Origin of the sequence: Pedobacter sp. MC2016-14 (assembly GCF_020991475.1) — a bacterium.
Lineage (GTDB): Bacteria > Bacteroidota > Bacteroidia > Sphingobacteriales > Sphingobacteriaceae > Pedobacter.
Genome location: NZ_JAJMPA010000002.1, coordinates 204,972 through 218,790, shown reverse-complemented (window position 1 = coordinate 218,790; position 13,819 = coordinate 204,972). Strand labels below are relative to the sequence as shown.

8 protein-coding genes are annotated in these 13,819 nt (G+C 42.3%); 7 read left to right on the top strand and 1 reads right to left on the bottom strand.

Features of this window, described 5'->3' with window-relative positions; all coding sequences use genetic code 11:
- Positions 1 to 4: 4 nt before the first annotated feature.
- From LPB86_RS13275 to LPB86_RS13255, 5 genes are read left to right on the top strand one after another with little or no spacing between them, the layout of a single operon-like run.
- The gene (locus LPB86_RS13275) at positions 5 to 1,402 is read left to right on the top strand and encodes a RagB/SusD family nutrient uptake outer membrane protein (protein ID WP_230644694.1); all 1,398 of its coding nucleotides are present in this window, start codon (positions 5 to 7) and stop codon (positions 1,400 to 1,402) included.
- A 17-nt stretch (positions 1,403 to 1,419) separates the two neighbouring features.
- Entirely contained in the window at positions 1,420 to 2,352 is a 933-nt protein-coding gene (locus LPB86_RS13270) for an ABC transporter ATP-binding protein (protein ID WP_230644692.1), read from the top strand.
- Positions 2,353 to 2,370: 18 nt separating this feature from the next.
- Positions 2,371 to 4,665 (top strand): Gldg family protein, encoded by a 2,295-nt coding sequence (locus tag LPB86_RS13265; RefSeq protein ID WP_230644690.1) that lies wholly within the window; start codon positions 2,371 to 2,373, stop codon positions 4,663 to 4,665.
- 8 nt (positions 4,666 to 4,673) lie between these two features.
- Positions 4,674 to 7,346: a hypothetical protein gene (locus LPB86_RS13260; RefSeq protein ID WP_230644688.1), complete on the top strand. Its 2,673-nt coding sequence runs from the start codon at positions 4,674 to 4,676 to the stop codon at positions 7,344 to 7,346.
- 33 nt (positions 7,347 to 7,379) lie between these two features.
- Positions 7,380 to 10,229, top strand: a complete 2,850-nt coding sequence (locus tag LPB86_RS13255; RefSeq protein ID WP_230644686.1) for a pitrilysin family protein — start codon at positions 7,380 to 7,382, stop codon at positions 10,227 to 10,229.
- Between the two features lie 71 nt (positions 10,230 to 10,300).
- Here the strand turns inward: LPB86_RS13255 and LPB86_RS13250 are convergent, their stop codons facing one another.
- Entirely contained in the window at positions 10,301 to 11,341 is a 1,041-nt protein-coding gene (locus tag LPB86_RS13250; protein WP_230644684.1) for an aldo/keto reductase, read from the bottom strand.
- A gap of 155 nt (positions 11,342 to 11,496) precedes the next feature.
- Between LPB86_RS13250 and LPB86_RS13245 the strand changes: the two genes are divergently transcribed.
- Positions 11,497 to 13,209, top strand: a complete 1,713-nt coding sequence (locus tag LPB86_RS13245) for an FAD/NAD(P)-binding protein (RefSeq protein WP_230644682.1) — start codon at positions 11,497 to 11,499, stop codon at positions 13,207 to 13,209.
- Complete coding sequence (locus tag LPB86_RS13240) at positions 13,206 to 13,784, top strand: DUF1543 domain-containing protein (protein ID WP_230644680.1); 579 nt, start codon at positions 13,206 to 13,208, stop codon at positions 13,782 to 13,784. The genes LPB86_RS13245 and LPB86_RS13240 overlap by 4 nt, the downstream gene beginning before the upstream one ends.
- The last annotated feature ends 35 nt before the right edge of the window (positions 13,785 to 13,819 follow it).

The window sequence follows — 13,819 nt, the reverse complement described above, 5'->3', positions numbered from 1 at the left end:
GCTCATGAAATCGATAAGAACAAGTCAACGTACTATAATTTTACTTCCATTTTTAGTCCTGCTGATAATGCTGCAGGGATGTGGAAAAGAATGGTTAGAGGTAAAACCTGATAAAAGTCAGGCTGTGCCCTCAAAACTAAGTGACTACCGGGCCATGCTCCGCAATACGGCCGTGATGAATGCCAATTGCATCTCTTTGGGCGAGATCGCTTCAGACGGCCATTATGTTGTGGACGCCACATTTAATACTGGTGACATAGCCCCAAAAAATGCTTATACCTGGAGCCAGCTTGCGCCCTATCCATCCTATGAAGGTTATACAAAAACCTATGAAAGGATATTTCAACTCAACTATATCTTAGAAGGTTTAGCCAAATTAGAAATCAACACCGCAGTACAAGAGCGGGAACGCGAACAGCTTAAGGCACAGGTTTTATTTACAAAAGCCATCACCTACTATTGGTTGGCACAAATTTATGGTCAACCTTATAAGGCAGCCACCGCAGCAACCGATCAGGGTATATTGGTACAGGACAATACCGAATTTTTAAATAATGTAAGGCGGGTAACGGTAGCAGAAACCTATGCGCTAATCTTAGGTTATTTAAATGAGGCTATGCCCGACCTGCCTGTATCCGCTGAACATGTTACCCAGGCCAGTAAACCTGCAGGAGAAGCTTTATTAGCAAGGGTGTACTTGACCATGCAGCAATACGCCGATGCCTTAACCCATGCCAATGCTTGTCTGCAGATGAAAAACACCTTAATACAGTACAGCACGCTTCCTAGTGCCGGCTATATCGGATCATTTAATGCAGAGGTCATTTATCATGAAGATATGTCGAACAGCCAGGTTACCCCTTTTACTAATGCAGCACTGATTGACAATGCATTTTACAACAGCTATAACGCTAATGACTTGCGTAAAGCGCGCTTTTTTATGTTTTCTGGTCCCACTACTACATTTATCGGTAATTACAATAACAACAACTTTTTACTGTTTTGCGGATTAGCTACAGATGAAGTTTACCTGATCCGTGCAGAATCATATGCCAGAACAGGCAATGTAGCTGCGGCAATGCAGGATCTGAACGACCTGCTACGCAGTCGCTGGCGCAAAAACCCTGATGGCAGTACCATGTATATAGATCAAACAGCAGCTGATGCTCCAACTGCCTTGCAACTGATCCTTGCCGAACGTAAAAAGGAACTCATTATGCGTGGTTTACGCTGGGGAGATCTTCGCCGCTTAAATCAGCAACCAGAAACCCAGGTTACCCTTACAAGAACCATTGCCGGCAATACATATACACTAGAGCCGGGCAGTTACCGTTACACTTTCCCACTTCCAACCCCTGTGCTTGATCTGTCTGGACAGGCACAAACAACCGGCTGGCAATAACTTATAAAAAAACAAGAATGAACGATCCCATCGTAAAAGTAGAAAACTTAGCACACCGGTACAGCTCACAGTGGGCGGTACAGGATATCAATTTCGAACTGAACCAAAATGGTATTTACGGTTTGCTCGGCGCCAATGGCGCCGGCAAATCGACCATCATGAACATCATGTGCGGCGTACTCAAACAAAGTCAGGGCGAGGTATATATCAAAGGCATTAACCTGGCAACACATCCTGTAGAAGCTAAAAAGCATATTGGATTTTTACCGCAAAATCCGCCACTGCAACCTGAACTCACCGTAGAAGAATTTCTTACCTATTGTGCTTTCCTGCGGTTAATGCCCAAAAAGGAAATTCCTGCAGCCGTAGCAGAGGTTATGGACAAATGTTCCCTAACGCATTTTAGCAGCAGGGTAATCAAAAACCTTTCCGGAGGTTACCAGCAACGGGTAGGCATTGCCCAGGCCATTATCCACCGCCCCGATTTTGTGGTACTGGACGAACCTACGAACGGACTGGACCCAAACCAAATCCTTGAAATCAGAAGCCTGATCAAAGAGATCGCTGAAGAACGGACGGTAATACTCTCCACGCACATCCTGCAAGAAGTACAAGCGCTGTGCGACCACATCTGGATGATTAATGAAGGTAGTATGATTTTTTCCGGTCCACTGGAAGATTTTGACAGCCATATGAGTCCAAATACTTTATTAACTACGCTTGCATCTGCGCCATCAATAGAAAACTTACTGGCACTCCCAGCTATTGTAGCGGCAGAAAAAACGGGAAACATACATTACAAAATCAAGTTTTCAAAAGATGCTCCAGAAGCTATTCAGCAAATTGTAAAAGCAAGTGTTACCAACGACTGGAATTTACTAGAGATTCTGCAAGAAAAGAATTCCCTTGACAACGTATTCGCAGAACTGTCTAAAAAGAAATCAAACTAATCAGAGAACAACACACAAATGATACCTATCTTAAAAATTGCTAAAACAGAATTACAGGTTTTCTTCTATTCTCCTGTTGCCTGGATTATCCTCGTGATTTTCGCCTTCCAATCCGGCATAATATTCACCGATGCATTTGATGGCTTCATCAAGATGAAATCCTTCGGTCTTCCTTTATCTAATATCACCACAAACGTATTTACCGGCCCAAGGGGCTTGCACAGCCTGGTGCAATCTTCACTGTATTTATACATTCCACTACTTACTATGGGGGTAATGAGCCGAGAACTGAGTAGCGGCTCTATCAAACTGCTGTATTCCTCGCCAGTTACCAATTATCAAATCATCTTTGGAAAATACCTTGCCCTGGTAACCTATGCCCTGGTTATTGTTGGCTCGCTTTGTATATTCAGTATTTATGGTGCAACAACCATTCAAAATATAGACTATCCGCTTATTTTTTGCGGTTTGCTAGGTTTATTTTTCCTTACCTGTGCTTATGCGGCTATTGGGCTGTTTATGTCTTCTTTAACTTCCTATACTGTGGTTGCAGCAATGGGTACGCTAGCCATTTTATCCCTGCTGGCTTACGTAAAATCTGTAGGTCAGGAAATTGCCTTTGTACGCGATGTAACCTATTGGCTAGCCATTTCCGGACGCAGTGATACCTTCATCAAAGGGTTGATTACCACTGAAGATGTCATCTACTTTATCATGGTCATCGGACTCTTTATAAGTTTCTCTATCATCAAGCTTCAGGTTGGTCGTCAAAAGAGTCCTTACCTGGTTACTTTTAGTAAATATGCCGGCGTAACCCTTGTAGTTGCGCTTGTAGGCTTTATTACCTCGATGCCAAAGTTCAAGAAGTATTTTGATGTTACTTATTCAAAAGTTAACACGTTAACAAAAAGCAGCCAGAATGTAGTAGGTAGGCTAAACGATGGCTTAACCATCCATACCTATATAAACATGCTCGATCAAAATTACTATTTATGCCTTCCACGCAACTATAAAGAAGACATGGGCAGGTTTGAGAATTATTTACGTTTCAAACCCGATATTAAGATTGAGCACCATTACTACTATCACCGTACAAAAAACAACCCAAGTTTGGATAAAGTTTATCCGGGAATGAATGACGATCAGCTGATTGATACGCTAAAAAAATTAAACAACTGGACGTTTCCAATCCTGCCATACAGCGAAATAAAAAAACATGTAGACCTGGAACCTGAATCTTATACGTTTGTAAGGCTTCTGGAAACGAATAGCGGTAAGCGTACTTTCCTGCGGATTTTTGAAGACAACAATAAGATGCCTTCAGAGACAGAAATTACTGCCGCGTTTAAACGCCTGGTCATGGATTTACCACTGGTAGGTTTCGTAAAAGGACATAATGAACGCCAGAGCGATTCTAAGTTTGACCGTGGTTATAAAATGATTGCACAGGAAAAAAGTTTCAGGTATGCTTTAATTAACCAGGGCTTTGATTTTGCAAACGTGACGCTGGACAAAGAGGTTCCGGAGAAAGTTAGGATTCTGGTCATCGCTGAGCCACGTAAACCGTATACGGCTATAGAAATGCAAAATCTGAGCAAGTATGTAGCAAAGGGCGGAAACTTAATTATTGCCGGAGATCCTGAACGTAAGGAATATGTAAACGCTTTAACGGAACAATTTGGCGTAAAGTTATTACCGGGCTTGCTGGTAAAACCTACTGATGTGTTGCAGCCAGACTTAATGATTTTAAACCCAACCGCAGCGGCCACGCATTTCTCGTACCATTTGGCAAACATGTATGGCCATGGCCAGAAGCTTACTATGCCAGGTGCAGCAGCATTAGCTTTTGATGCCACTAAGGGCTTCCAGTCACTGCCTTTATTCACCAGTGATTCTACCGGTAGCTGGAATGAGCTTGAAACCACAAACTTTGTAGACGACTCTGTAAGCATGAATAAAAAAATTGGAGAAATTGAACAGGCTTACCCAACAGTTCTCGCAATTGGACGAAAAATCAACAATAAAGAACAGAAAATCATCGTAACCGGAGATGCAGACTGGTTAAGCAATGCAGAACTTGGGATGACAAGAAATACCGTTAATTCCTCAAATTTTTCGCTTATCAATGCTGCATTTTATTGGATGAGTGATGGCGAAGTACCCATAGACATGAGAAGGGAACCTCCTATAGATCGTGACATTACAGCAAATAAAGACAGCTGGGGTATTGCCGTGATCCTGCTAAAATGGGTTTTCCCTGCCTTGCTGATTCTAATTGGTGTACTAATATGGGTGAGAAGAAGAGGTAAATAACCGAAATTATGAGCTTTACAATCGACAGTCAGACATTGGAAGACCTCAATGTATTTGGAAAACGAGGGCGTGATTCTATCTACAGCCTATTCCACCGCACACGTACACGTGGCGGTGCAGAATTGCTGGAGCATTTCTTTCGCTTTCCGCTTGATGATGCAGAAAAAATCAATGCCAGAAGCCAAACCATTCAATATTTCCACGACAGGAACATTGCTTTCCCATTCCTGCCTGAATGGTTTGACACGGCCGAACTCTACTTGTCTGACTACGACGAACGCAGCAAGCTTAGGGTAGATAACGACAACATCGGAAGAAAACTAAACCATTTAATGGGTGCTGATGCGCATTATCAGTCCATTTTAAATGGACTTGGTGCTGTGGCTAATATTATTATAAACCTAAAAGACTTTATCCTGAACCTGGGAGAGGAATACCAGACTGATTTCTTTATCAAGGAGATTAGTTTATTGTTAAGCTCAGTGATAGATAAGGATATGTCCTCCTTTATCCAACAGACGGAGAAAGCTAAGCTCAGTTATGCACAGGCAGCCGCCTTTGACCAGCTAATCCGTTTTAACAAACGCGACAGCATCAAACAGTTGCTGGCCAATGGATATGTAATAGATATTAATATCGCTGTCGCAGAAGTTGCCCGGAAGCACAGTTTTGTGTTTCCGGTAGCAACTCAAAAGGGTAGTCACAGCCTTGTACTTAAAAACGTCTATCATCCCCTGGTGCAAAACGCCGTTGGAAACGATCTTGTCATTAGCCCGGAAAGCAACATTATTTTCCTCACAGGGGCCAACATGGCTGGCAAATCTACCTTCATGAAATCGCTGGGCATCGCTGTGTACCTGGCACACATTGGCTTTCCTGTACCTGCTAAAGCTATGGAATTTTCTGTTAGACAGGGACTGTTTACCACCATTAACCTGGCAGACAACCTCAATGCAGGTCACAGCCACTTTTACGCAGAAGTATTAAGGGTAAAACAAGTTTCAGAACAGCTGGCAAAAAACCGAGACCTTTTTGTAATCTTCGACGAGCTTTTTCGTGGTACAAATGTAAAAGATGCTTACGAAGCTACGGTTGCAGTTACGGAGGCATATGCTATGCATAAGAACTGTATGTTCGTGGTGTCTACACACATTATAGAGGCAGCAGAAGAACTTAAAAAGCGATGCCAGAACATCAATTATGTCTTTTTGCCAACACTCATGGAGGGCAATGTTCCACGGTATCCATATACATTAAAATCTGGTGTCACATCAGACCGGCATGGCATGGTCATCATCAAGAACGAAGGCATTCTTGAGCTCCTTGACACCGGAAAAAAAAACATAGATTTTACCGAACCGCAAGCATTTGTAAGCGATAAGCAAAGCCTGGAAGATCTAAACCTGCTCGGGAAATACAAGAGCAAATCTATATTTGGCCTATTTAACCAAACTAAAACACAGGGAGGAGAACGGCTATTGGAAAAACTCTTCCGGACGCCGCTAACGGACGCCGGCCAGATCAATAGCCAGTCTGCTGTTTTTGCCTTTTTTCAAGCGCAGACACTTCAATTCCCTATTCGGGAAAATCTATGTTTAAGCATGGAGAATTACCTCAAATCAAGTTCAGACAATGGAGCTGCAAGCCTATTATCTCAGGCAGTATATCGCAGAGGCCTGTACCTCATGGGCATGAAAGACGAATACTTTTATGCGTTAGAAGGATTAAAAAACACCTTTTCGGCTTTGAATGATTTGAGGATATTTTTGACCGGCTCATGGATTGCAGAAAGTCCACAACCCTTTAAAGCAAAAATTGATGCTGTTAAGCTCATTTTGGAAAATAAAGCCTTAAACCTCCAAACCGTAGTTGATAGTTTGTCTGGCTTAACCTGGATTAGTGCCATCAAGCAGGAGCGCCGGTTGTTTACGCTGCTAAACAGCCGTACCGCAATGTTGCTTAACTTTATTTATGAGCTTGATGTATACCTCTCTGTAGGAAATGTGGCGAGAATTAAAGGATTTACAAGAGCCCTGGCAAAAGGCAGCCATACAAGTACCTTACTTTTAGAAGGTGCATACCATCCTGCCCCAGAGAATGCCATCGCAAATGACATACAACTGGATGGCAATAAAAACCTCATTTTTCTTACAGGGGCAAATATGGCCGGCAAATCTACCATCATGAAAACCGTAGCAGTATGTTTTTATTTAGCGCATATGGGCTTTCCTGTCCCAGCACGAATCATGGAATTTTCTGTAATGGAAGGAATTTACACTTCTATCAACGTTCCTGATAACCTTAATATGGGATACAGCCACTTTTATGCGGAAGTTTTACGCGTAAAAAAAGTTGCGGAAGAAGTGGCAAGTGGCAAAAAATTACTGATCATTTTTGATGAACTCTTTAAAGGCACAAATGTTAAAGATGCCTTTGATGCAACGCTAGCAGTATCAGAAGGTCTTTTAGCGTATAAAAACTGCAAGTTTATCATCTCCACACATATTGTAGAAGTGGGACACGAACTGATGAAAGGCCAGCAGCACATCCAATTTAAATACATGCCAACAATAATGCAGGGGCACGTACCCCATTATCCATATCTTATGGCCGAGGGAATATCTAACGACCGGCATGGCATGCTCATTCTAAAAAATGAAGGGGTTCTTGAACCAGCTTAATCTATCTTCGATCTTTTACAAATACTAAACTATATGTTTACTCAACTTATACCTACTGTCCGGTTAGGGGCACTACTTTTTCTATTTAAAATTATCCTATTCCTGCCTGCTGCCAATGCCGCTCAGCAAACAGATACCTTAAACCATAGAAACAAACGGCTACCTGACGATAAAGCTGTTAAAACCGGCAAACTTGCCAATGGTTTCAGGTATTTTATCCGAAAAAATGCGACACCAGAAAAGCGGGCCGTGCTGTACCTTGTCAATAAGGTAGGCTCCTTAAATGAGCACGATAACCAACAAGGTTTGGCGCATTTTATGGAGCACATGGCTTTTAAAGGCACTAAAAATTTCCCAAAAAATGAACTCATCAATTACCTGCAAAAAGCGGGTGTAAAGTTTGGGGCAGATTTGAATGCCTATACCTCGTATGCTGAAACAGTGTATCAACTTCCCATTCCTTCAGACGATCCGCAGTTGCTGTTCACTGGTATTCAGATTTTGAGGGACTGGGCGCAGGATGTGCAGATAGAAAAGATGCAATTGGAATCTGAACGTGGGGTAATTCTGGAAGAAAAAAGGCAGCGCAAAGGTTTGCAGCAACGCATTCAGGAACAGACGCTCCCCATTTTGCTGAACAATTCTCGTTATGTACAAAGGCAGCCCATTGGTAAAGAAGAAGTGCTTAAAAACTTTGATCCGGAACTGCTGCGCCAATTTTATAGGGATTGGTACCGTCCAGATTTGCAAGCCATTATTGCCGTTGGCGACTTTAATGTGCAAGAAATGGAAACTTTGATCAAACAAAAGTTTGGAGACTTAAAAAATCCAGCCGGTGCTCCTGCTGCCCAGAAATACGCTGTAAAACTCGTAAACGGCAAACAGTTTAAGGTAGTCACTGATCCAGAAATTTCTGACTTGTCCATACAGATTTTCAACAAATATGAAAGCAGTGCCAAGCATACGGAGCAAAGTTTGATGAAAGGGCTTTCCCTCGGCTTTTTTAAAGGCATGTTGTCTGCCCGCTTAAACGATCTAGCTAGAAATCCAAATGCACCATTTTTAAAGGCCACAGCTTCTGTAGACAATATTGCCAGCGGTATTGGCGCAGCAACAGTTAGCATTACGGTTAAACCTGGAGAGACTGAACGCGGCTTTAAAGCAGCCATGCTAGAGCTAGAACAGGTACGGCAATTCGGCTTTACGCAGGCAGAATTTGAGCGAACTAGGGCTGCGTTTATAGCAAGCCAGGCCTATCAGTTTCAGGAAAAAGATAAAATTGCATCAGAGGTTTTCGTAAGCAAATATTTACAGGCCTTTTTAAATGATGCGCCTTTTCCCAGTACCGAATTTTACTTTGATTTTTACCAAAAGCACATAGACTCGTTAAAAGTAAGCGATGTAAATGCATGGATCAATCGGTTTTACGACACGCAAAAGCAAGACATCTTTGTATTGGCCCCGGATAAAAAGGGCCTTAAGCTACCTGATCAGGCGGTGCTTACAGAATGGCTTTCAGATGTGGCAGCTACAAAGCTAAACGCTTACAAAGACACGCTAGCTGCAGGAAATTTAATCAAGATGCTGCCGCAAAAAGGGCACATTATAAAAGAAGAAAGCTTGCCGGCCATTGGCACCACACTATTGACCTTAAGCAATGGGGCTAAAGTAATATTAAAGCCAACGGACTTTAAGCACAATGAGATCTTAATGTCGGCATTTAGTCCGGGCGGAAGTTCCTTATATGGGGAGAAAGATTATCAATCAGCCATCAACGCAGCGGGAGTTATTGGCCAAAGTGGCTTAGGCGACTTTGATGCGAAAAGTATGCCTAAAAAACTTGTTGGGAAAATGGTAGCTGTTACACCATACATTTCCGATTATTTTGAGGGCCTAAATGCACAATCCAGCGCCACCGATTTGGAGACTTGCCTGCAGCTGATCCATCTTTACTTTACAAAGCCAAGGTTAGATGAAGTATTGGTAGAGGGCATGCTGAAAACAGCCAAGGCAACGGTATTAAACCGCTATAAAAAGCCAGCCAATGTATTTTCGGACACGGTTTCTGCAATTGTGAATGGTTACCACTGGCGACGAAGTGCAGTATCTGTCGCTAAGATTGACCAAATTAACCCAAAGCGGTCAATGGAGATTTATAAGGAACGTTTTGCAGATGCAGCTGACTTTACATTTATCTTTACGGGAAGTTTTGTGATAGATTCAATTAAACCTTTAATTGAACAATACCTGGGGAGTTTGCCAGCGTTAAAGCGGAAAGAGAACTGGACAGATCTGGGCATTAACTATCCGGCGGGAGCAATTGAGAAAACTGTTTATCAGGGCACTGAAGAGAAGGCTACTGTTTTATTGGGACTAAGTGGCCCTTACAAACCTAACAAGGAGCGCAATTTATATGGAAGCGCATTGCAGGAAATCCTGAAATATAGGTTAACAGATCGTTTAAGGGCTAAGGAAAGTGGTGTGTACACGCCGAGTGTATCCATTTCTATGTCCAGAATCCCTACACCCAGGTTTGCAGTAAACATTTCCTTTACCTGCGATCCGGCAAGGGTAGATCAATTGATAGCGGCCACGAAGGAAGAGCTTGCCCGTCTATCTGCAGAAGGACCTACGGCCGAAGAACTGACTAAGTTTAAAGCAGAGTTTTCGCGCAGCATGGAATTAAGTTTAAACTCCAATGAATACTGGCTTAATTTGCTCAACACCAGTTTTCAGCTTGCTGAAGACCCGCAAAAAAACATGGGTTGGAAGAAAGATTTGTCTGCCGTTAACCAGAAGGCTTTCAAAAAACAAAACCATACTTTACTGGATTTGAAACGGTTAATGAAGTTTGTGTTGCTGCCTGAAAAAGAGAAAAAATAGCCCACAAATAATAGCTAAAGCGGCCGGAGCTGAAAACCCCGGCCGCTTTTATTGATCCTGTGTTACTAAAACTATTTATACAATTCTGGTGCGGTATGTAGCATTTCAAACTGACGCTGGTGCCAGTATGGATAGGAAGGACGAAGATCGCTTGCCTGATCCAAACGCTTTACCTGATCGGTAGTCAGGTTCCATCCTACCGCATCCAGGTTTTGTTTCAGCTGGGCTTCATCCCTTGCACCAATAATAATATTGGCAACTGTTGGTCTTTGCAGCAACCAATTCAAAGAAATTTGAGCTGCCGTTTTGCCAGTTTCCTGTACCAGCTCATCCAGCACATCAACAATATTGTATAACCTTTCGTCATCTGCAGAAACAGAAATAACCGGGCTACCGCCCTGAGATACCCTTCCATCTGTTGGATAAGGCTGATTTCTGCGGTATTTTCCGCTCAACTTACCACTGGAAAGTGGGCTCCAAACAATAGTACCTATCTTTTCTTCAATGCTCAAGGGCATCAATTCCCACTCAAAATCGCGGTCCAGCAGAGAGTAATAAGCTTGATGCGCAATATATTTAGACCAGCCGTAACGTTCGGAAACCGACAACGACTTCATGAGGTGCCAGCCAGAAAAATTAGAGCAGGCAATGTACCGCACTTTACCACTCTGAACCAGATTATCCAAAGCCTTTAATGTTTCATCAACTGGCGTGTTGCCATCAAAGCCATGCATATGATAAACATCTATGTGCTCTGTTCCCAATCGCCTTAAGCTATCTTCGCATGCTTTAATCAAATGGATCCGTGAAGAACCAAAATCATTAACCCCATCTCCTGTTGGAAAAGTAGCCTTGGTAGATACCAGCACTTTATCCCTCAAACCCTTCAGGGCTTTTCCTAATATCTCTTCAGCAACACCGGAAGAATAACCATTTGCCGTGTCAAAGAAGTTCACCCCCGCATCCAGGCAAAGGTTAACCATTCGTGTTGCTTCCTCAACCTGCGTGCTACCCCATGCTTTAAAAAATTCATTTGCGCCACCAAAAGTAGCTGTACCAAAACTCAATACGGGTACTCTTAAACCCGAGTTTCCTAACTGTCTGTATTCCATTTTTAAAATAATTAGCTATCCATTTAAATTGAGCAGACCAAATTTGCCCGCCGAACATAAAATTCGTTAGAAAATTTAAGAATGGCCGTAAAACTAAAGTCACATATCCGTGTTATACGTTCTTTTACGAAACACCGACATTAGACTTAACTCAATTGGAACCTAAAAAAAGAATAGCAATCATTGGTGGTGGGCCAAGTGCTTTGTTTATGTATAAAAGATTAGTAGAGGCAGATGAAACTGAGCTCTCCATAGATATTTTTGAGCGGAAAAACCAGCTTGGAACGGGAATGCCCTATAGTAGCGAAGGTGCAAATGATGAACACATTACCAATGTATCAAGCAATGAAATCCCCATGTTGGTTACCACACTGGCAGACTGGATCAAATCTGTACCTAAGGATACATTAGATAAATTTCATATTGATCCCAAGCGCTTCAATGAATACAAAGTATTGCCTAGATTACTATTTGGCCAATATTTAAATGCTCAATTCAGCCTGCTGCAAAAACAAGCAAAAGAAAAAGGAATTGAGTTTGTGGTTCATTACAACAGTCAGGTTACAGATGTCGTTGATCATCCCGATAAAGAAACGATTGAAGTTGAGGTTAACCACGATGAAAAAATAGCGTTTGATCAGGTCATTGTCTGTACAGGACACAACTGGCCGCACAAATATGAAGGTAAAGTTCAGGGATATTTCGATTCCCCCTACCCACCGGTTAAACTTGCCATGGAGCTCAACCATCCTGTAGCCATTAAAGGTTCTTCATTAACCGCGGTTGATGCCATCAGGACTTTATCACGTTACAACGGCACATATGATAAAGATAACCATGGCCGCCTGCACTATCAACTGAACGAGCAAAGTCCGGATTTTAAATTGGTGATGCATACCCGTAATGGGATGCTTCCGGCAGTAAGGTTTCACCTGGATGATTCGCATTTATCAAATGATGCGTTACTAACCAAAGAAGAAATAGCGAAGCACATTGCCAACAACGATGGCTTCCTCTCCTTAGATTATATCTTTGAAAGAGATTTCAAATTACCCATCAAAGAAAAGCAGCCCGAATTTTACGCGCAAATAAAAGATATGAACGTGGAAGAATTTGTAACGGCCATGATGGATCTACGAGAGCGACTAGATCCATTTCAACTGCTTAAGGCAGAATATGCTGAAGCAGAAAAGTCTATCCGGCGTAAAGAATCTGTATACTGGAAGGAAATGTTGGGCGTACTAAGTTTTGCTTTAAATTATCCAGCCAAACACCTTTCTGCTGAGGACATGCTCAGATTACAACAATCCCTTACACCCCTTATTTCCATTGTTATTGCCTATATCCCACAAAGTTCAAGCGAAGAAATGATGGCGCTACATGCGGCAGGCGTACTTGATTTAATTCAGGTGGGTGATGATAGTAAAGTTGAAGCAGAAGCCACAGGGGGCACAACTTATTTTTACACGGATGAATCGGGAAAAGAACATGCTACCCACTACAAAACCTTTGTAGATTGCGTAGGCCAGCCACATCTTTCTTTTGAAGATTTCCCTTTTAAAGGACTGCTAAACAGCAGAACTATCAGTCCCGCAAAACTTAAGTTCCGCTCTGCTCTGGAAGCAAAAAAGGCCGTCACCGCAGGCAAAGAGGTTAGCCAGGATCAAAATGGAGACTACTATTTAAAAGTTCCTGGCATTGCCATCAATGACCATTTTCAAATTGTTGACACTTACGGTGCATTAAATGAACGCATTTATATGATGGCCGTTCCTTATATTGGCGGTTACAACCCCGACTATTCAGGTTTGGATTTTTCTGAGGCTGCTTCGGCAACAATTGTTAAACGCATATTCCCATCTTCATGAACGAACAACCTATTTCCCAACTAAAATTATTTATGGTCCTTTTAGGTTCTAAAGCACCCCAACGGAATGTAGAGCAGCACGATTACTTTTTTGGCATTGCCAGTAGTTTAAAAGAACTGGTACCTGCCATGCGCGCATTTTGGCCCGAAGCGGGAAATAGCATTCATATAGACGGATGGCGTGAAGTAACCTATGTTGATGGCCATCAGATTAGTGTGATTTTAAAACAGGATACTCCTGTAGAACCATCTAAAAAGCTCTTCTTCATTAACCTGGGCGGCTACCAGTCGGGCAAGCTCGAAGAACAGCATTACACCGTTTTGAGTGTTCATGATGAACGTACCCAAGCCATTCAGGACTCAAAAAAGACAGTATTCTTTAAAACCAACACCCTGAAAGGCGCAGGTTCGCATATTGATGAAAAGTATGGAATAGATGTAGATGATATTTACAGGATAGAAGATATACTGGCTTCAGAATTTAAAGAAAAATACCACATTCAAATTACCCCATCATCCCACGGATTAGCGGAGGATGAAATCCGTTTGGGGTATTTTAAACTGGATAAGTTATAGCTAAAACTAAAAAAGGCTGATCGTGATCAGCCTTT